The organism is Saccharobesus litoralis (assembly GCF_003063625.1).
GTDB classification, from domain to species: Bacteria; Pseudomonadota; Gammaproteobacteria; order Enterobacterales; family Alteromonadaceae; genus Saccharobesus; species Saccharobesus litoralis.
In genome coordinates this window covers 463,291-484,639 of the sequence record NZ_CP026604.1, presented here as the reverse complement: position 1 = coordinate 484,639, position 21,349 = coordinate 463,291, and the positions used below count along the sequence as shown (strand labels likewise).

Annotated in this window: 15 protein-coding genes; 5 read left to right on the top strand and 10 right to left on the bottom strand. The window is 38.6% G+C overall.

Annotated features, from left to right (window positions below):
- Positions 1 to 39 precede the first annotated feature (39 nt).
- Positions 40 to 4,110 carry a methyl-accepting chemotaxis protein gene (locus C2869_RS01825; RefSeq protein ID WP_159083987.1) on the top strand — a complete coding sequence of 1,357 codons (4,071 nt, stop codon included), beginning with the start codon at positions 40 to 42 and terminating at the stop codon, positions 4,108 to 4,110.
- A gap of 419 nt (positions 4,111 to 4,529) precedes the next feature.
- Here the strand turns inward: C2869_RS01825 and C2869_RS01820 are convergent, their stop codons facing one another.
- The 4 genes from C2869_RS01820 to C2869_RS01805 all read right to left on the bottom strand — a co-directional run bounded on the left by C2869_RS01820 (position 4,530) and on the right by C2869_RS01805 (position 9,828).
- Positions 4,530 to 7,385, bottom strand: a complete 2,856-nt coding sequence (locus C2869_RS01820; RefSeq protein ID WP_108601336.1) for a trypsin-like peptidase domain-containing protein — start codon at positions 7,383 to 7,385, stop codon at positions 4,530 to 4,532.
- 411 nt (positions 7,386 to 7,796) lie between these two features.
- The gene (locus C2869_RS01815) at positions 7,797 to 8,615 is read right to left on the bottom strand and encodes a 2-keto-4-pentenoate hydratase (RefSeq protein ID WP_108601335.1); all 819 of its coding nucleotides are present in this window, start codon (positions 8,613 to 8,615) and stop codon (positions 7,797 to 7,799) included.
- Positions 8,616 to 8,874: 259 nt separating this feature from the next.
- Positions 8,875 to 9,330 (bottom strand): hypothetical protein, encoded by a 456-nt coding sequence (locus C2869_RS01810; protein WP_108601334.1) that lies wholly within the window; start codon positions 9,328 to 9,330, stop codon positions 8,875 to 8,877.
- 126 nt (positions 9,331 to 9,456) lie between these two features.
- Positions 9,457 to 9,828, bottom strand: a complete 372-nt coding sequence (locus C2869_RS01805; RefSeq protein WP_108601333.1) for a DUF3224 domain-containing protein — start codon at positions 9,826 to 9,828, stop codon at positions 9,457 to 9,459.
- 106 nt (positions 9,829 to 9,934) lie between these two features.
- Here C2869_RS01805 and C2869_RS01800 point away from each other — a divergent pair, with 106 nt between their 5' ends.
- Positions 9,935 to 10,804 carry a helix-turn-helix transcriptional regulator gene (locus C2869_RS01800; protein ID WP_108601332.1) on the top strand — a complete coding sequence of 290 codons (870 nt, stop codon included), beginning with the start codon at positions 9,935 to 9,937 and terminating at the stop codon, positions 10,802 to 10,804.
- A gap of 84 nt (positions 10,805 to 10,888) precedes the next feature.
- On the opposite strand, the gene C2869_RS01795 is transcribed toward C2869_RS01800, so the two are convergent.
- From C2869_RS01795 to C2869_RS01785, 3 genes are all read right to left on the bottom strand, one after another.
- Entirely contained in the window at positions 10,889 to 11,536 is a 648-nt protein-coding gene (locus tag C2869_RS01795) for a DJ-1/PfpI family protein (RefSeq protein WP_108601331.1), read from the bottom strand.
- Between the two features lie 453 nt (positions 11,537 to 11,989).
- Complete coding sequence (locus C2869_RS01790) at positions 11,990 to 12,400, bottom strand: hypothetical protein (RefSeq protein ID WP_108601330.1); 411 nt, start codon at positions 12,398 to 12,400, stop codon at positions 11,990 to 11,992.
- A gap of 97 nt (positions 12,401 to 12,497) precedes the next feature.
- Complete coding sequence (locus tag C2869_RS01785) at positions 12,498 to 13,229, bottom strand: IclR family transcriptional regulator (RefSeq protein WP_108601329.1); 732 nt, start codon at positions 13,227 to 13,229, stop codon at positions 12,498 to 12,500.
- A 248-nt stretch (positions 13,230 to 13,477) separates the two neighbouring features.
- On the opposite strand from C2869_RS01785, the gene C2869_RS01780 reads away from it, so the two are divergent.
- Both C2869_RS01780 and C2869_RS01775 read left to right on the top strand, forming a co-directional pair.
- Positions 13,478 to 15,763 carry an FAD-dependent oxidoreductase gene (locus C2869_RS01780; RefSeq protein ID WP_108601328.1) on the top strand — a complete coding sequence of 762 codons (2,286 nt, stop codon included), beginning with the start codon at positions 13,478 to 13,480 and terminating at the stop codon, positions 15,761 to 15,763.
- A 561-nt stretch (positions 15,764 to 16,324) separates the two neighbouring features.
- Positions 16,325 to 17,122 (top strand): substrate-binding periplasmic protein, encoded by a 798-nt coding sequence (locus tag C2869_RS01775; RefSeq protein WP_159083986.1) that lies wholly within the window; start codon positions 16,325 to 16,327, stop codon positions 17,120 to 17,122.
- Here C2869_RS01775 and C2869_RS01770 read toward each other — a convergent pair.
- Together C2869_RS01770 and C2869_RS01765 are read right to left on the bottom strand one after the other, a co-directional pair.
- Positions 17,115 to 18,245 carry a DUF6786 family protein gene (locus C2869_RS01770; protein WP_108601326.1) on the bottom strand — a complete coding sequence of 377 codons (1,131 nt, stop codon included), beginning with the start codon at positions 18,243 to 18,245 and terminating at the stop codon, positions 17,115 to 17,117. The genes C2869_RS01775 and C2869_RS01770 overlap by 8 nt on opposite strands.
- 209 nt (positions 18,246 to 18,454) lie before the next feature.
- Positions 18,455 to 19,324: a hypothetical protein gene (locus C2869_RS01765; protein ID WP_108601325.1), complete on the bottom strand. Its 870-nt coding sequence runs from the start codon at positions 19,322 to 19,324 to the stop codon at positions 18,455 to 18,457.
- A gap of 208 nt (positions 19,325 to 19,532) precedes the next feature.
- Between C2869_RS01765 and C2869_RS01760 the strand changes: the two genes are divergently transcribed.
- Entirely contained in the window at positions 19,533 to 20,141 is a 609-nt protein-coding gene (locus C2869_RS01760; RefSeq protein WP_108601324.1) for a GntR family transcriptional regulator, read from the top strand.
- Positions 20,142 to 20,237: 96 nt separating this feature from the next.
- Here the strand turns inward: C2869_RS01760 and C2869_RS01755 are convergent, their stop codons facing one another.
- The gene (locus tag C2869_RS01755) at positions 20,238 to 21,248 is read right to left on the bottom strand and encodes an isocitrate dehydrogenase (protein WP_108601323.1); all 1,011 of its coding nucleotides are present in this window, start codon (positions 21,246 to 21,248) and stop codon (positions 20,238 to 20,240) included.
- Positions 21,249 to 21,349 lie beyond the last annotated feature (101 nt).

Sequence of the window (21,349 nt, the reverse complement as noted above, 5' to 3'; positions counted from 1 at the left end):
TCTATACTCAAATTTATCCATTTGTTGTTGAGAATAGCAGTGAAAAATTTGACGTTACGTATTGCCATGAACTTTGTGGCAGGTTTAATTATAGTGGCATTGATTACATTATTTATTCTTGTTGAGCGCAATGGACAAGCGCAGGCTAAATATCAGTCATTGGTACAAAACTTAAAAGATATTGAATCTTCTATGTTGATGTTCCGTCGACATGAAAAAGATTTTTTAGCTCGGCTTTCTGTTAAATATCAAAAGCGCCATCAAGATATGCGTCAAGGAGTAACTCTACAGTTACAGAAAATCGATCGCTTAGCGAGCGAACTGGATGAAGTATGGCCAGAAGACAAAGTCGTTGAACAATTTAATCGTTATTATCAGTCGTTTGACAAAATGTCTGCAAATTATGTGGCAATTGGCTTAGATGAAAAATCAGGATTACGAGGTGCATTAAGGGCTGCTATTCATCAAGTCGAAGCCAGTGTTAAGGCTGAAAATAATGCCAAATTATTAGTTGATATTCTTATGCTACGTCGCCACGAAAAAGATTTTTTACTGCGAAATGATATTAAATACTTGGGCCGACATGATAAGCAAATATTAGCGACAGTTGATGATATCAAGCAGCTTAACCGCTCTAACAGCCAAGCTTTGATTGCTGGTTTATTTACCTACCAACAAGAATTTCAAAACTTAGTCAAGGCGACACAAGAAGTTGGTTTAGATAGTAACTCAGGTTTAAAAGGTGAGATGCGCAGTGCTGTGCACAATCTTGAGAGTATTTTAAATCAAGAAATTGCTAGGTTAGAAAGTGAAACCATAGCTCATGCTAATTCGTTAAATCAACAAACGACGATTGCCTTTGTCAGTATATGTGGTTTGCTGATGTTTGTGATGATTAGTATTAGTCGTCACATCATTAACCGTTCTCAACTGGCGTCTAAGTTGGTGTCTGAATTACAACAAAAAGTAGCGAGTAAACAACTTAGTGGTTTAGGTCAACTTAAAATGGCAGGTAAAGATGAATTTGCCTTAATCAGTAGTAAAACCGCTCAGTTAGGTCATGAAATCGAAGTGTTATACGAGCAAATTGCACAAGAACATGCAAAAACAACGCGCATTAAACAAGCGCTTGATACTGCTAATACGCCAGTTATGCTGACTAATACACAAGCTGAAGTCATTTATTTTAACCAGTCGTTTTCTCAGTTAGCGATAAAGCTTGAATCGGCGATCCAAGCTTTTTCATCTAAATTTAGCGCGGCAAATTTACTTGGTTCAAATATAAACCAACTTATTCATACAAGTTCAGAAACTTCACATCAGGATCAGTCAGCTGTGGTATTTGGAGAATATACAGTGTCTATTAATACCGCTGAAATAATCGGTGAAAATCAACAGAAATTAGGTACTGTTTATGAATGGCTAGATAAAACAGAGGAGCTTAGACTTCAAGAGCTTGAGAAACTAAAACAGCAACAAGAGCGTATTCTTGCTAATGAAAATGCCCGAATTCGCCAATCGCTAGACGTTGCCAGTACAAGTGTAATGGTTGCTGATGATAATTTGCAGGTGATTTATCATAACAAGTCAATGGCCAAATTAATGAGTAAACTGACACATGCTTTATCGCAGTTAGTTGCCGGTTTTCAGGTTAATCAATTAGAGGGTTATCAACTCAATCAATTTAGTTGGCAGCCACAAAAACAGTTGGCCTTATTACAAGGTTTAACCCAAGTCCACAACGAAATTATAGAGGTTGCGGGTAATACGTTAGAGGTAAATATAGCCCCCATATTTAATGAACAAGGAGAAAAGCTAGGCTTTGTTGTCGAGTGGCATGATTTAACGGCTGAATTGGCACAGCAGGCCAAAGAACGCGAAGCGGCATATGCCAATGCCCGCATCCGCCAATCACTTGATGTTGCCAATACGCCTGTGATGGTGGCTAATGCCGACAATGAAATTATATATACCAATCACTCGATTGATAGCTTGATGTTAAATATTGCCCCCCAATTACAATCAGTGATAAAAGATTTTGATCCGCGATCGTTACTCGGCAGCCATATTGATAAGTTTCATACGGAGCCTGCTCATCAACAAGCTATTATTAGCCAGTTGACTGATACTTATCAGACTAAGGTTGAAGTGAATGGCTTAACATTATCAATTACGGCAACGCCAATCACCAGTGATGATGGCGAGCGGATCGGTACCGTTGTTGAGTGGCAGGATTTAACTCAGGAACTCGCTCGACAAGCAAAAGAACGAGAAATAGCTAATGAAAATGCCCGTATTCGTCAATCATTAGATGTGGCTAATACGGCTGTTATGGTTGCCGACAACGATTTAAATGTCATCTATACCAACCAATCATTACAACATATGATGCTGGAGCTTGAAAGTTCGTTAGCCAATGCCGTTCAGGGGTTTAATGCCAAGCAATTGTTGGGACACCCCGTTAATTTATTTAGCGGTGAGGTAGCCGAACAACATAAGATGCTAATGGCTTTACAAAATACTTATCAAACACAAGTAGAAGTGAGTGATTTAACCTTTGCTATCTCTGCCGCGCCTATCATTAATCAAGATAACGAGCGTATTGGGACGGTAATTGAATGGCGCGATTTAACAAAACAATTGGCTCGACAAGTTATTGAGCGGCGTATTGCCGATGAAAATGCAAGGATCAAAGCTGCATTGGATAATGTGTCGACAAATGCCATGGTAGCTGATGATCAACGTAATATTGTTTATCTAAATAAATCTATGATGAATATGTTTACGCGCAATCAACAGAAGTTAAAACAGGTTTTACCTGAATTTGATATTGATAATTTAGTTGGTCAAAGCATTGATGTTTTTCATCGCAACCCTGCGCATCAGGAGCAATTACTGCAATCATTAACAGCTGAGTATCAATCGGAAATTGTTGTTAATGGCCTGACTTTTGAGTTAACGGCTAACCCCGTATTTACTGAATCAGGCGAGAGAATTGGTTCGGTATTAGAGTGGCTCGATCGTACAGACGAGGTGGCAATAGAAGAAGAAATTGATACTTTGATCGCGGCTGCGGCAAGAGGTGATTTAGAGCAACGTATTGATTTACAAAATAAAGAAACGTTTTTCTTAAAATTAGGTACGGGGTTAAATGAGTTAGTTGCGATTGCGCAAGATGTTGTCAATGAAACCGGTAGAGTTTTAGCTGGGATGGCACAGGGGGATTTAAGTCAATCTATTGATAAAGATTATCAGGGCGCATTTGGACAATTAAAGCAGGACGCAAATATGACAACGCAAAAGTTAACTGAAATTACCCAAGGTATCAGTCAATCAGCTTTGTCAGTGAGTAATGGGGCTAATGAAATTGCTCAGGGCAATTTAAACCTTAGTCAACGCACAGAACAACAAGCAGCTAGTTTGGAAGAAACCGCGGCCAGTATGGATGAAATGACCTCATCGGTACAACAAAGTGCTAGCCATGCCGATGAAGCCAATCAGCTTTCTAGGCTAGCTCAACAACGAGCTGAAAAAGGCGGGGAAGTGGTTCAAAATGCGATCCACGCGATGGATGAAATTAATCAGGCGAGTAATGAAATTGTCGACATTATTGGCACTATCGATGAAATTGCATTTCAAACCAATTTACTTGCATTGAATGCAGCGGTTGAAGCCGCGCGAGCTGGTGAACAGGGTAGAGGTTTTGCCGTAGTAGCAGGAGAGGTTCGTAATCTTGCCCAGCGCTCAGCAGAGTCAGCCAAGAAAATTAAACAGTTAATTCAAAATAGCGTGACTAAAGTCGCTCAGGGATCTGAAATGGTAAATGAGTCAGGGCGTACGCTTAGTGAAATCATTGACACCGTGCGTCAGGTTAATGACATAGTACAAAACATTAGTCATTCGGCTAATGAACAAAGCCGAGGGATAGTGCAAGTTAACCAAGCTGTAGTTCAGATGGATGAAATGACTCAGCAAAATGCCGCCTTAGTTGAACAGGCAACCGCGGCGAGTTCGGCAATGGCAGAACAAGCTCGTCAAATGCAAGACTTAGTCAACTTTTTTAATAGCGCCAAAGTAAAATCTGCCATGGCGGCGATTGAGACTTTTTAGCTTTATAGTTGGTAAAAATTATTGCTTATAAATGTAAGTATTCAGCATTATTGGTTTTACAGGCCATGGTTTTGCTATTTACCCTCGTCTTTGCCGCGAATGCGGTAATCTAGCGACTTTGTGCTGTACACAGAGTTGAATTTACTTTAACAAAGGCGCTGGATACCTGATTTCTCAGGTATGACGGTAATTTTTTATACCTGTGGTAAAAATTTAGCTCTATTTACAAACAGGCTGAATAGTTACTTATAAATAAATATTAATAAAAACGATCTTTTATGTAGGGTCGAATTTAATTCGGCAAACACAAGGTTTGCCGATGTAATTTTGACCTGATGTTAAGCAGATGGTTTTAGATACAACCGTTCAACGTTTTTGGTTTTATTATTTCACGACCAGCCAACCGTTCGTCTAGCCAATTAGTTATTTTCTTTGGCGTAATCAATTTGTTGCCAAGTATCACCTGTTTTGCGTAATTCATAAAATGGCCAATACAAGTTATCCATTTTAAGCGTGATAACCGCAGGTTTGTTGTTAGTGTCCATGGTTTTAATTCTTACTGCTTGGCGATGTTTTTTGTCTTTTACTGCCTTAATAAAATCATCAACTGTGGCAATAGTTTGTCCATCTACTTCGATAATGCGTCGAACAGGAAAGACTTTATAACGCCGAGCAGGAGAACCACTTCGATAATAAGCAATATAAACACCTGAACCTTCTACACTCTTTTGAATTTTAGCTGCACGGTGTGGTTCGTGTAATGTAATGCCAGCCCAAAATAGTACGCGGTCAATATCTGTACCGGTTAACGCTGTCGTTGTTATTTGCTCAGTGATCACTTGGCCGTCTCTAAATAAGGTGACTTGCACTTCGGCTTGTTGTGACAACTTTTCTACTTGGCGAAATTGCGTTACGGTTTGATTATTGACGGCTAGCAATAAATCACCGCGTTTAAATTTGTTTGCGCTGTCTGAGCTGGCGGCGAAACGGTCAACAACTAATACTTTCTTTTGCTTTTGATTACTGAGTTTTTCAAGCCACTTTTGCGGTAAACCGCGTCGTATCGCATCAACCGGGCTAATGTGATAAAGGCTAATTTCCAGTGAATAAAGTGGTTTTCCTGTTTCAACTAATTGAATGAGCTCATCGACAAAGGCTAAACTCACTCCACGGCCAGCGGAGCTGCCCCCTGAGATCTCCTGATCAAAGTTAAGCCATAGTGAAGCCAGTTCACCATTTGGAGTAATCAATACGCCATCTATTGCATCGTTAGCGTTTACTAAGTCAATGCCTTCAATATTCATATCCATGAACTTAGGTACTTTACCTAGACTTAACCAAATTGGCTGAATATTGTCGACCTGAGTTGCTCGATATTCCACTTCGCCATCCCAATTAAATCCGACTTGGATCACGTTATCGCCACGCTCGACTTTATGTTTAGCGCGCTTCGCTTGTTTAACTTTTCCGTTAACTAACGCTGGATCGTACGAGATAAGGGCAACATTGTGGATTGGGTGAACGGCTTCAATTTTTCCGTCAATTTCCAATGTGTTGTTAAACACCAGTTTGATTTCACCGAGTACACTCGGTACGGTAGTTCGGCTAATAGCAATTAATCCTTTTTCTTTGTCTACAACCACACCTGTGCCAAATAAACGCGTATTGGCACCACGGCCTTGAACAGCAAACGGACTTAAATACTGCACAATAACTAAAGAAGGACTTATTTTATCAACAGCCATATTGCCACTAGAAGGCATTTGATAGCTTTCATAACTATTTGAGCTATCTACAATTTGAATACCGGCAGAAGCTGTTTGCTGCTCAACTTTTTGGCAAGGCCAGCTATGAGTCGTTAAATTAAGTTGGCAGTAATTGGTTTGATTCCAACGTTTATTAATTTCAATTAACGCGTAGCTGATAACCGATGGTTCACGTTGACTGACATACCTAGCATGGACTTTATCACCAGTTTTTAGCTGTGAGATAACTTTTTTAAAGTGATCGACGTTTTCTATGGTCTGACCGGCAAATTCTACAATAACACTGCGATCCGCTACGCCAGCATATTTAAATGAGTTAGTGGCTTGGGCAATATAAACACCTTTTAATGGTAAGTTAAAATGGCGTGCTTGCTGATAAGATAAATCGTGAAAAATACCGCTTTCGAATGACAAGAAGCTTTTTGGTGTGAGCTGATTCAAATCGCTAACCGGTACAGATACATTGATTTGTTCGTTCTGTCTTTGCAGCTTGATGTTGACCGTTTGATTGACATGCGTATTGAGCTGGTTATCGACACTGACAAAGTCGACAATAGCTTGCTGATTAATACTTAGTAAAATATCTCCTACAGCCAGTTTTGCTGCAGCCGGACTGTGCGGGATAATAGATTTAACCACCAATAACCCTTTGGCATCTGGAAATTGCTGGCGATATTCTTGCTCCAATTCTTGGGTTAGCCCTAAGCGAACGAGCTCAGCGTATGACGTTTGTTCAAACGTAGTTAATAATGAACCACGCGTTATCGTTTGACTGTTTTGTAATTTACTTAATGTTTTGCTGACATCGTCTAACGGTAAATAGTAGGCATTGGATGATTTGCGATTTGATCCGGCATTCAGCGCGACCACTTCCCCTTGAGCATTGATGACAGGTGAACCAGACGATCCGCCTGTAGAGGCTGTCGAAGCTTGAATATAAAAGGTATTAAAATCGTTGTATTTGTACTTACCATACAGTGGAGCTGAACGGTCTAAGCGGGAAATCGTACCATCAAGGATCGATATTTTTTGTCCAGCATCATTACCAATTATTCGGATCTCTAAACCTACTTTAACGCTACTTGGGTTAAGGGTAAATTCATGGGGTTGAATATGCTTTAATTCACTAGGTTGGTATTGATAAAAGCCAAAATCATGTACAGGGTCAATATAGATAGGCGTTAATTCAACCTCTTCGTTATTAACGAATACCCCTGTTGCCGTTACCGGGCCGGGCGTCACTACATGGCGGTTAGTTAATACTAAGCCTAGTTGTGCATCAACGATAAAGCCTGTTGCTTCAGTACTGCTGTTGGACTTGCCATCAAAGCTGATCGGCGCATCAACATTGATACTGATCACACCGCTCGAAACGCGTTTAATGGTTTTATTCCAATTAACCGTTTCCTGTTGTTTCGGAGATAAGGCACAGGATGAAATGAGAAAAGCCAATGCGAAAGCACTGATGATACGTAATAGCGGAGTGTTTGTGAAAAAGTTCCTTTGCATATTTTTACCTTGCTGTCCTAGTTTTTTTACTTTTTTGCTTAATACAACGTTTTAAATACAGTTTTAGGGTTGTATGTTTATTGTTTTTATATAGACAGCATAGCGACAAATTGGTTCCAGTCGAGTAATAGTTTGAATTTTATAATAATTATAAGGTGAAATGCTGGTACGTTAAGGTGGTAAACACAGCGGTTGTTGTTAAAAGATAAAGTTTTGTTGCTAAATTTTGTGGGCTATCTGTGGGGACTGTCTATGGAAAGAACAGCGCATTCAATATACACATAACGGCCATAATAGTGTTAAGAACGAAAATAGTGGCACGTATGGTTAAAAAGGAGAGAGAATTACTTTGAAGGCTATGAAGAATATGAGGAAGCAAAATGCTTAGTTTTGCTTCCTATGGTGCCGCAATTATAAACTAACCAATTCCAAGTTTATTTTACCAGCTTCAGCAAAATCGGCAGTTGATTTAGCCCCAACTAGGGTTTCATGTACGCCGGTGATCGCGCCTGAGCAAACAAACGTTCCGGCTGGCAGTGTGATACCACGTTTCGCACTACAATCTATTAAAAATGCCAACGCAGCCATTGGGCCATTTAATACACCGTTAGTTGGTGCTTGATTTATCAGCTCGCCATCTATGTATAAAGACGTTTGTGTTCTGGCAATGACGTTTTGCCAATCTTCAATAGGGTTACCAACCACCATACCGTAGTTATTACCAAAGTCACTAATGATTGCTGCAGGGCCATAGCTATTTAAATCGGGAACCGCACTGCTGGCAATTTCAATACCGGTATAAACATTTTTCACTAAGTGCTCAACACCTTGTGATGTATCAACACTTCCTGGTGTAATATCTTGTGCAATTTCAAGTACAAGCTCAGCTTCAATAGCAATAAAGCCGCCGTCGAAAACGGGAAGATCCACTTTTTCACCATCTTGATGTGCTTTACCAACGTAATGATAAACATTGCTAAAGATAGGTCCCATAATACGTTCTGATTGCATTTGCTCACGTAATTCAGGAGGGACCATACCAATTTTCCAACCAACAATTTGTTCTGTTGCTTTTTTTATAGATAAATCTTGTACCTGATAAGCTTCTTCTAAGGTAGAAGGAACTTTACCGGGATAACTCTCTAGCACTTGTTTTTGAGAACGGGCAGAAAATAGCGTATCAGACAATTGACTAATTTCAGAATCAGTTAGTGGTGTGTTACTTGACATGACAAAACTCTTTAAAAATAAACAATAGTTATCTAATACATTATCAATAATAATTGGTTTGTCAAATTGGTAATTTAAATTGGTTTGTTAGTAAAGGCAGAATGGGCAATAATTTGATTAGAATAGAAAAGGTGCATGGTATGATCAAATTACTCAAGGCCAAGTGGAACAAAGGTAAATAAGCCAACAACTGTGGTTAAAATAACGGGTTATATTGGGTAATAAATTAACTAAGTTTATTCAATACTCAAGTTGAACGTTAAGCGGAATAACATTCGCCATAAGTTTTAAAAAATGTGATTAAATTAGGTGCAATATCAATGCGCTTGACGACTCCGCTACGTACTAAAAACGTCAACTCATTAGGTTTATCAACATAATTTTTAAAAAAGCCGTCAGTAGCGTCAAGTTCGAGTTGAGGAAATTGCGTTAGCAGATTTTGTTCTGTAAGCCCTATTAGCTTTATATCTTTGAATTGTACTTGCGCATGGCTGGTTGAAATCCCAAATAATCTTGCGTTTAAGTCGCCGTCATAATATAGAGTTAGTGCGTGTTTTGCATAATAATGAATTTCAGATTGTGCCGTCTTTTGTTCTTGTGTCGCTTGGCCGCTAAATAATTGAACCGAATCGGCTTCGCCTAAAAAATCGATGATTTGTTGCTTAGTGTCACCAAAATTTATGTTTTCTATTCCATGTAATGGTTTGATTTTCATCGGAAAAGTGTGTGTCCTTATATTAATTTTTTGCAGCGATTAATTAAATATCAAGTTAACACACTTTACCGTGTTTTTGTTTAAATTCGACATAATGTCCAAGGTTAAACGACAAATATTGGTGAGTTAGAGCAATTGATAATTAGCTTTACCTTCTGAGGTTGAGGTGAATTGCCCTTTTTTACCCATTAAATTGGCTTGAGTTAGACATTCAATAATTTCAAAGTCGCTGCTGGCAATTCCTTGTTTAAACGTTCCACAATGTTTAATTACCAGTTCAGTATTTTTATTTTGTATCTGCGCAGTAAGGGTTTCAAGCCCAATAAATATTGCATTACCATTAGCGGAATAGTGCATTTGATATAGTAATTCACTTGTCCCAATTATGTCTCCGCTATAAGTTTGATTAACTTTGGCCAGAGTTTGTTTACGACCGTCGCTAAATGTTTTTTCTGTTGTTTCTTGCCAGTGCGTAATTTGAAATTCACCTGAAAGCATGATGATGTCCTGTTGTTTTTGAATTGTTGCTGAAGCTTAACATTGATATTGACAGAGCTATTGTAAAAACACGACACTGGATTAATGATGGATAATCAACAATGTTATGGCGTTTAAAACTAATCCACTTGAAGTAAAGGGTGTTTTACACAAACATACAAGTGATAAACATTATACGTTACGGCGTTATTTACCTAGCGATGCGTTGTCTAACTTAGTCGAGCAGTATTGGTTTGTTAATTGGTCCTTGTTAGATGGTACCCAACATGCACAGGAGAATTTGCCGGATCCCAATAGCCACCTTGTGTTTGAATATTCGAGCCGAGTGTCAGGTATGAGATTAATGGGCCCAGTAAGCAAAAAATACCAATATATCATGCAAGGTAGCGGATATATTGTTGGGGTCAAATTTCAATCTGGCGCGCTTGTGGACGCTTTAGGTTTAAACAGCCTAGATTGGCTGGATAAAGTTGATAAACCTGATGCTAAATTTGGATTTAACAGCCAGCTAGTCGCGCAGCAAATACAAGGGATTCATGAAATTAATGTGTTAAGCGAACCGTCAGCTAAAACTAAGGAGCAAATGACTCTGTGTGATCAGCAAGTTATTTTGTTGCTTGAGAAATTACTGTTGCCTCTATCTAAGCCTGTTTCGCGAAGTAGAGCGCAATTAATAGCAATGTTATCTGTTATCAAAAGTGATCAAGGTATAGACAGTGTTGTCAGTTTAGCTAATCATTTTGGTCTATCGGTCCGCTCTGTCCAACGCACTTTTAGGCATTTTCTTGGCATTAGCCCTAAATTATTGATACGCAAATATCGCTTACACCAAGCACTTACCATGTTAGATCAGGGACTGTTGGACATTTTGGATTTAGTCGAGAGGTTAGGTTACACAGATCAATCTCACCTTATTAAGGATTTTCGTGATTTAGTTGGGCAAACGCCAAAAAGTTATCAAGCTTATGAGCGCTGACTATGATCACTTCACAATAACCCATAATACCTATGCGAGAAAGCAACCCAGCAAGGGCCATTAAGCAGCAGACATAAAGGTTGTTTAATCACTATCTTGCCACTGGTAGTCCATTTCTTTGGCCGTGCGTATTGCGAGCTCTTTGTTATGTAGTCTAGCAATTAAATGTAGGCTCATATCAATACCTGCCGAAATGCCGCCAGATGTCACTAGTTTTCCTTCGTCTACCCATCTATGATTGCCAATGACTTTTAAATCCGGAAACTCGTTTTGGAGTTGATCAATGTCGTGCCAATGCGTTGTTACCTTGTGATCACCTAAACATCCGGCTTGTGCAACAATAAAAACACCGGTGCAGACAGTCGCCAAAATTTCAACTTGTTCTGCTTGGGCTTTAATCCAATTAATGACAGTCTGATTAGACATTTCGTTGTCGTGAATACCACCTACTACAATGAGTACATCAAGCTTTGGATGATTCTTAATAGTGTAATGAGGCAGCACCTTAAACCCTGAGCGGGCTCGAACTGCTGATTCCTGCTCAGCAATGAGTATTGGGTTAAATGGTGAAGCCGTTTCACTGGCCATCAAGCGAGTGAGTTTTGTTGATTTAATGGCTGCAATTTGTATTAAAGATTCGCTTTCAATACGGCTGGCGGTACTAAATGCTTCATAAGGCCCTGAAAAATCTAAAACCTCTGCATAGTCATAGATGTAAATGCCAATATTCAATTTTGCTACCTTGTTTGTTGACCTATTTAAAGTGTAAACAACAATTTCAAAGTTGAGACATTTTTTGTTTTTTTAGTATCTACTCAGCGTAATTTGTTTTACGCGCCTTAGTATTGCTAATTACCTCGTCTTTGCCGTGCCTACAGGACGTAGGTACTTAGGTTTCGTCTGGAACAAGAAACCTGCGAATGCGGTAATCTAGTGACTTTGTTTAGTAAACGTGAGCTCCGTTTACTTTAATAAAGGCGCTGGATACCTGAATACTCAGGTATGACGGTAATTTTTTATACCAGCGGGAGAAATTCAATTCTATTTATAAACACGCTGAGTAGTTACGTTTTTTATTCAAATAATAATGGGTAATCGAAATGGTTTGCTTACCTAGATAATATAAAGCAGTAAAACAAAATAAAAGAAAACCAAGATCATAAATAATGATCTTGGTTGTATTGGTTAAAGAGCGACTAATTTAATTCCACTTTCATTTTCAGGCGCTGTTTGGTCAATGACGAGTTTAAAATTTTGATTAGTTTTCGGCCCTGTCCATAATGCTGTTTGGTTATTTGGATAAGGCTTAGTGCTTGTTAAATCTTGCAACAAAATAATAGCTTGGTCGTCGACACCGTCATTCCAATAAAGTTGATATTGGCCTCGTAAGGTCGCAACCTGTAAAAAGCTAATAGTCGGTATGGGGCTGTCTGTATAGAGTATAGGGAAGTTATTTACAGGGATACTGGGTTTGTTACATATGGCTCCCCATTCAATATTCGCTGTATTATAAGCGTAAACTAACGGCGAACCTTGGCTACCATCATTAACGAACTCAGTATCGATTTGTGTAATTAAAAATGAACAAGTACTCATCGTAATTCCTTATTATTGTTAAAATGTTCCTAAATAGTATCGTCCCCTGTAATAAAACCTTTAACTTTTGATGAGTACATAGTTGTTGAACTAAGCGTTAGAGAGTCTGTTCGTCAATTTTCTCTGCGACAATTTTAAGTTCTGCATAAATCTCTGGAACTGCGGTTGCGGGGATCCAACCCGATACACCAATAGCACAAAACGCAGGATTACCCACAGGCACAGCTACTGTTTGACGAGTGTTTTCAACTGTTTCGACATATGCATAACCGTTTTCACGAGTTTTGTTTACCTCGGCTAGTAACGCTTCTATACCCTCTGGATAGGCAGGTATTTCATCCATGTGTTGATAAATAGCGCGTATTTGGCTGTCAGTGAGTGTTGAAAAAATAGCCATGCCAATACCGCCCGCACTTGCAGGGTATAGTCCCATTCTGCCTAGAGCTTGGTCAGAACTCATACCTGGCAGGGCATGATATAAATAGCTGATATGGTCACGCCATTGCATACCTAAAGCAACTATATGGCCGAATTTTTTTAGGCTTTCAAGTGGCTCAATACAATGATTGATTAAACCTGATGCAAACAAGCTTTGCGCTGCTAATACGTGCATTCCAGGGCCTGGCATGTACTTACGTTTGGCCGTTTTTCGGGCTATACCAATATGCTCTAGTGTTTGCAGTAAGCGATTAACACGAGTGGGATCCATTTGTAATTGACGTGCGAGCTCGCGGCAACCAACGGGATTACTAGACAGAGCCAGTTCCTGCAAGGTGGCTATGCCATCAATTAAGCTTTGATTTAATTGCGTTTTAGGGGCATCAGACATGATTAATTACGTTTTCAATTATATAGCTTTGAATTTGCCGGAAACTTATTAATTCGTTCCCGCTTGAATTTTAATAATACCAATAAACTCACCTAGTTAGTACAGACTTGTACTTAAATTAGCTGATTTACTCATCAAATGTTTTAAATATAGATACGAATGTGTTAAATTGTTTTAATTATAGATACAAAGTGGTTTATTGCTTCTTATCCTGAAAAATGAAGCTAAATTTTAATTCGGTGTAAAGTATGTTTAAACAAAGTTTTAGTCAGGTAACTCGACAAAATAAAGTCGAGACAATAAATACAGATTTTGTTGTTGCTGGTGGTGGTTTAGCGGGTGTTTGCGCTGCAATATCAGCAGCTCGAGCAGGGTCTAACGTAGTGTTAATTCAAGATCGTCCAGTATTGGGTGGTAATGCATCCAGTGAAGTTCGCTTATGGGCGCTAGGTGCAACTTCTCACATGGGAAATAATAATCGTTGGTCTCGCGAAGGCGGGGTAATTGACGAGATTATGTTAGATAACCTTAGACAAAATCATCAAGGTAACCCTCTCATATTTGATGCTATTTTACTAGATAAGGTAAAAAGTGAAGCCAATATCACTTTGTTATTAAACACGGCGGCTTACCAAGTCAATAAAATAGACGATCACACGATTAAAAGTATTGATGCGTTTTGTAGTCAAAATTCAACCCATTATCAGGTTAACGCATCATTGTTTTGTGACGCTACCGGTGATGGCTTAGTTGCGTTTAATGCAGGAGCCGCGTTTAGAATTGGTGCCGAAGCTAAACACGAATTCGATGAAGGGTTGGCGCCAGAAGAGGCCAATGACGACCTATTAGGGCATACCTTGTTTTTTTACAGCAAGCGAGCTGATGCTCCTGTTGAGTATAAGGCGCCTTCATTTGCCTACACGCAAGAAGAAATTGGTGCAATACCGCGTTGTAAAAACTTAAGCGAAACAGATTCTGGTTGTAAATTTTGGTGGATTGAATACGGCGGTGTTCGTGACACTATTTATGAAACAGAAGATATTAAATGGGAATTATGGAAAATTGTTTATGGCATTTGGGACTACATCAAGAATAGTGGTGAGTTTGAGGATGTTGATGATTTAACATTAGAATGGATTGGCACCGTACCGGGTAAGCGTGAAAGTCGCCGTTTTGAAGGCGAGTATATGCTAACTCAGCGTGATATTGTGGAACAAACGCAATTTGAAGATGCGATTTCTTTTGGTGGATGGGCAATCGATATTCACCCCGCTGAAGGCGTTTATTCAAATAAGCCAGCCTGTAGTCAATTTCACTCCAAAGGGGTATACCAAATACCGTATCGTTGTTTTATCAGTCGCGATATTCATAATTTATATTATGCAGGGCGAATAATCAGTGCAACGCATATGGCATTTGGTTCGACTCGTGTCATGATAACCTGTGCTCATGGTGGTCAAGCCGTCGGTGAAGCTGCGGCTATGTGTAAAGATTTAGCTTTGTTGCCAAAAGACATATTGGAAACAAGCAATATGAAAACCTTGCAAAATCGACTCAATAGCAAAGGGCATGGTTTGGCAGGAATAGAGTTAGACCTTTCGACAAATATTATTTCAAATGCCAAAATCTCTGCATCTTCTACGCTAGAAATTACTCGTTTACCAGCAAGTGATGAGTGGTTGAACCTAGCTCAACCTGTCGCTCAACTATTACCGTTTAATGCAGGTAAGGCGCCGACATTTAGCTTTATTGTAAACGCTGAAAAAGCGACCGAGCTGACCCTAGAGTTACGAGTAAGTGATAAAGCTTTTAACTATACGCCAGAAGTGGTGCTTAAATCACAAACGTTGCAATTGCAGGCTGGAGAGCAATCTATTGAGTTTGATTGTTCTGATGTCAATATAGGTGAGCAGTATGGATTTGTGACTTTATTAGGCAATGAAGCTATATCGGTTCAAACAACAGACCAGCTATTGACAGGTACTTGTAGCGTATTTAAGAAAGTGCACAAGGCTGTATCCAATACAGGTAAACAAGAAGCGCCTGCTAATTCGGGGATAGATGAATTTGAGTTTTGGACTCCTGAACGTCGCCCTAAAGGACAAAATTTAGCGATGACTGTGACTCCTGCTATTCAAGCTTATAGTACGGAAAGTTTAACAAATGGTCATTTACGACCATGGTTAAAAGCTAATGCTTGGGTTGCTGATTTAACTGACGAGCAGCCAACACTGACTGTCAAATGGCCAACTCCGCAAGAGATTTCAGGCATACAACTATATTTTGACACTGATACAGACCATGCATTGGAAACCGTGTTGATGGTTCATCCTGAAAAACGCATGCCTTATACAGTGCAAAACTACCGTGTTAAGTTAGCAGACGGTAGCGTAATTGCAGAAGTAACGGATAACTATCAAACAATTAATAATGTGGCATTTGAAAAACCTATCAGTGCCGATACACTCATTATTGAATTTGAACATCCTTCGCAGCAGGTACCTGCATCCTTGTTCTCGATTCATTGTTGGTAATAGCTTCTATAATTGAGGTTTTACAGCTTCATGGTTAACTTCCTTAACGTTGTTAACCATTGAGTTTTGTTAAAACCTCATTCTTTTTAAAACTCAATTCGGCGTAACTTGTCTGTTAATTATCTTTGTCTTGTTCAAGTGTTAAATGCTTAAGCATATGGATGAAATGTTGTCTGATTCGATAATCGTTGTAAATTTGCAAAACTTTTTGGTAATTAATCGTCTTATTTTTGTAATGCCAATTTGTTTTATCAACCCATTTTCCCATTATTAAATTAACAATATTTTGTCCCCCTCTTTATTGAAAAATTAAATCCCCAGTAAAAACAAGTGCTTAATTATTACCTGTTGATTATTGGTAAATCCAAAGGTGATTTTCGGTAAAACCCATTCTATAATTTTATAGATGGTTTTTTGATGGTCTAATATTTTTGTAAGCAAAAATAAATAGTATCGAATGATTGGGTACAACTGATGTTATATTTTTTTCGATTAAAAAATTTATTTTATTTTTTCGTTTGTATTGTTTGCTTCAAATTATGTGCCGCTGATCGTATTAAAGTGAATACAGGCGCGTCTTCAAGAGATATTAGAGCAGAATATACGTTCTCAATTATGTACGAAGCGCTTGATCAAACAAAAATGGAATTTGGTGATTATGAGGTACAAGTCATAGGTTACTCTTTACCTAATTACCGTAAGTTACAACAAGTAGAGGAAGGCCGAAATATTAATGTTGCTATGGCACTAACAACCCAAGAGTGGGAGCGTCGTACTATCCCCATCCGCATACCGCTGCGTAGAGGTATTTTGAATTACCGCCTTTTATTGATCCATAAAGATAATCTCACTAAGTTTTCTAATATTGCCTCAGTGGAAGAACTAAAAAAGTTGCGCGTGGGTTTACGCAGAAATTGGGCGACTAATGAAGTCATGGCTGCGCAAGACTACAATATTGTTAATGCTTTTTCGTACGATGCTATTTTCAATATGCTCCAGCTTAAACGCTACGATTATGTGCCACGAGGTATTCACGAAATTTACGATGAAGTGTTACTACGCCAGCATGAATTACCGGATATAACTGTTGCACCTAACATTGCCATTTATATTCCTGCGCCTTTTTATATGTTTGTTTCTAAAAAAACACCTCATCTGGCAGAGAGATTAGAAACGGGTTTACGAAAACTAGTTGATAATGGGTTTATTGAGCAGCAATTACATCAATATTACGGTCAGCATATTAAGAAAGCAAATTTGAAAAATAGGCGTATTATCAATGTTGGTAATCCATTATTACCGCCTGAAACACCACTTGAAGATAAATCGCTTTGGACGGATTGGCAGCAGGTTAATTGAATATAGATTTAATCATTGAAATATCCACACCGAGTAATTGTGAAGACAACAAATTTAATTGATTTTCTTCGCCGATAAAATGATAGGTACTGTGTCGGTGTGAGTGACTTTGACCTTGCTTTAGCTCTAGTCCTTGCGAGCTTGTTTCCATTTCATAAAATGGACCAAATGGTATACCTTGCTCATTGGGACCATCATTAAAAACATTAATGATTTCCCCCGCGTATGGATCGGCTGAAAAGTCCCATGTTGCGTTAACATAGCTCGCGTGTGGCTCTTTTGACATGGCAAAGGTTATGATAGTTAAAAGGTTACGACTAGCGTCGTAACTACCGAACAAAGGTAAAGTATGCTGTGGCGGAATACCAATTTTATTCATGTATTTGGCATCAGCTTTATAATAAACCACCTTATCTTTAATGCGCGTATGACTGTCTACTACATCGCTAAAGTACCAAGTCGCTTGATCAAGATTTTGTGTCATTGGTATCACGACTGTGGTGCTATTGCTGGGGTGAAAGGCACCGAGATCCCAAATTGAAAAAAGGCCAGTTTGTTTACTCCAATCCTGATGACTGGTATTAGTGACTTTAGTGCTAGTGGCATAGCTGACAAAATCAATTGTTGGTGGAATATCAATATCTAATTGTTGCTCTGTTTGGGTTTTTGACAGTAGGGTAACCTCTCGTTCAAGCTCAAATTCAAATGTAAAACCTTGATAGTTAATCAAGGTTAATGCCTGTTGCATGCTTATATGGGTTTGTGTTTGCTTTGTTGTCTCAAAGCCAACTGTTGACATTGCATCTTGTACACGAATATTTTCACCTGTGGTTTCTACACCCGGTTCGAAAAACAAAGAAAAACGACTGGCGTCTGGACCAAACCAAAGACGATCAGCCCCACCAATAATTGCGTTATTATCATGATGTGGTTTAGATAAATACTCATAGTTAATCCAGCCTATGCTCTGACTCGTGTTGCCTTTTGCTGTACTGGTCATGACACGCCCTTGTAACTCAGGTAATACTATCAGTTGCCTTTTACCTTCACTTAGCACTACAGGGTTATATTGCTGCTGCAATAACATCACTTCTTGTTCAAAATTCAATGGTGATAGCTTCATGTTTTTTATTTGAGTAGATTGACAGCTGATTAGGAAAAATAGGGGTAGGGTAAAACAGAGGTATCGCTTTAATAGCACTGCATCAATCCTTTATTGGTAACGCTAAAATAAAAAATGGCCGCTTATTTATATTTAAGCGGCCAAACACACAGTGACACTTCTGTTAATTAACCATAAAGAGGTTGTTAATTAACGCCACACACACAAAATTATAGCGCCTGAGGATCTAACAAGTACTGCTCGTAGTCTGGGCTTACTTTACTGATCATCGGGTTGTCGAATTTAAATATTTTACGTTGTCCTAAGTTGGCAAATTTTATTTTTTCTAAAAAGAATTGATCCCATAGCGCTCTAACTTCACCAGTTGCATAAGCGGCTTGTAAGCCAGTTAAAACTCGTTGAGCAAGTTTAGTATTTTGTTTATTTGTGACATAAAATTTAGGTAGCGGGTAGTAAATACAAATGCTTTCGTCGTAGGTTAACCCTTCAATATATTTGTATTTATCGTACTCTCGTTTTAATTCATACGAACCAATTGGGAAAATATCGGCACGGTTATTCGCTGCCATATAGAATAACCCTTCAATTGAACGTCCTTCGTGTACTTTAAATCCGTGATTTCGTAATATTTCACCGTCCAACCAACCACGACCTTGAATAATACTGACATCCATCACATCTTGTTTATTGTTGATATTTTTTAGTTTTTGTTTTGATTCTTCTGAAGCTAGGCCTATTCGGTAACCAACAGCCCCTAAGTCAACAGGAAATTGGACCGCTGCATAATTGTCAATCACTTCGTTTGATGCTGACTCTTTATATATAAGGTTCTCATAGGCGTTATTTTCAACTTCGACTTTTAGTCTTGTGTAGCTTAAGTTTGCGATATTTGGGTGAATATTTAGCGTGAAATTACCGTGCGTATTTCGGGTTTTTTCTAATGCTAATTTTAACAGTTGATATTCATATAAATCTGTTGGTTCACCTTTCACACCTGTTGCGAAAGTGACAACGGTATTTGCATAGGTACTTACTACAACGCTACATAAAAGCAATAAAGTTGAAATTCTTAAGTTCATTTCTATGTTCTCGTTTAACCTTTGAGTATAGTTTGGTGTATATTGTTAACATTATCAAGTATAAATTGTAAAATTTTAGTTAAAATAACTAAGCCGTTGATAAATAGGTAAAACTTGAATTTGCTTTTTGTGCCTTTTGTATTATTAACTGTGAAATGTTGACAAAATATTGTGTCAATAGATAATAGGCACAGTCTGGAGGATTACAATGAATACAATGGCACCCATATTAACCGTAAAAGAGCAAATAGCTCAGCAACTGAGAAATGACATTATTTCAGGTGCTTTAACGCCTTTAAGTAAATTAAATGAGCAGGCATTAGCAGAGCGTTTTGGCGTTTCTCGAGGACCTATTCGAGAAGTCTTAGTTCAATTAGCGAAAGAAGGCTTGCTCATATCTAAAAATAATAAAGGGGTGTCTGTTGCCGAAATCTTACCTAAATCATTACAAAAACTGCTACTTGAAATGCGTAAAAAAATTGAAATTTACGCATTATCTTTAATAAAAGATGAAATAACGGCTGAGCAAATTAATCGTTTAGATTTTATATTGGCTGAGTTACAACAAGCATTTATTGATAATGATTATGCAAAGGCAACATTAAAAGATGTTGAGTTTCATCAATATTTAGTGGAAGAGGCGGGGGGAGAACAACTGCTTAATATTTGGATGCCTATTGTAATGCGCATGCGCCTTAATTTTCAGCCGGGTAAGCACGAAGCAAGCATTGTTAATGAACACAGTGCAATTGTTGATAGTTTGAAGCAAGGTGAAGTGAGCACTGCTATCAAATTAATGCGTGCGACCCAATATTAAACATGGATTTGCCAAGTTCCTGAAAATATACAAAACTATAGTGAAAAGCCAATAGCCTCAACAAGTACGTAGAGGCTAGATTAAAATGGGGGTAAATTAGAGTTTGGACAATACCGCTTGGGTAAACTCTGTTGTTCCTGCCTTGCCACCTAAATCCCGCGTAACACTTTCACCACTTTCAATCACTTGTTTTAATGCTTGCATGATTTTCTGCGCTTTGTCGTTCATGTTTAGATACTCTAACATTTGAACTGAAGCAAGAATGACAGAAGTTGGGTTAGCTAAATTTTTACCGGCGATATCCGGCGCGCTACCGTGTACAGCTTCAAATATAGCGATATCTTTACCTATGTTGGCTCCAGGAGCCATGCCAAGTCCACCTACTAATCCTGCACATAAATCGGATACTATATCGCCGAATAGGTTGGTTGTGACAATAATATCAAATTGTTTGGGATTCATAACAAGCTGCATGCAAGCATTGTCGACAATCATTTCTTGAAATTCGATTTGGCTGTATTTATCCAGAGCCGCAATTTCACGGGCAATACGTAAAAATAAACCAGAAGTCGACTTTAATATATTGGCTTTATGAACCGCAGTTACCTTTTTTCTACCTTCTTTAATTGCAAGATCAAAAGCAAATCTAACAATGCGCTCGGCGCCTTCTCGCGTAATGACACTTGTTGCTTCTGCAACTGTGTCTTCGTCATTAATTATTTGACCTTCGCCAGAGTATAGCCCTTGGGTATTCTCACGTATGGTAACTATATCAACATTTTCGTAACGTGAACGGGTACCTTTGATCGACTTAACGGGCCGCATGTTGGCGTACAAATTGAATTTTTTACGTAGGGTTACATTAATGGAAGTAAAGCCTTCGCCAATAGGGGTGGTTAATGGGCCTTTTAACGCGACTTTATTTTGATTGATCAAATCTAACGTTTTCTGTGGCAACAACTCACCTTCATTTTCTAAAGCTGCTATGCCTGCATCACAAAAATCGTATTTAAATTCACAGCCGACTTTATCGAGTATTTGCAAAGCGGCATCGACGATACTTGGCCCTATACCATCTCCAGGAATTACTGTTATTCTTTTCGTCATATTTTATTTCCTAAAATGTGTGTGTCGCTACCGCTAAACTAGGTTAAGTCGCTGAAAAATATATTAAAGAGCGAAGAAGTGCGGAGAATAAGTAAAGGAGT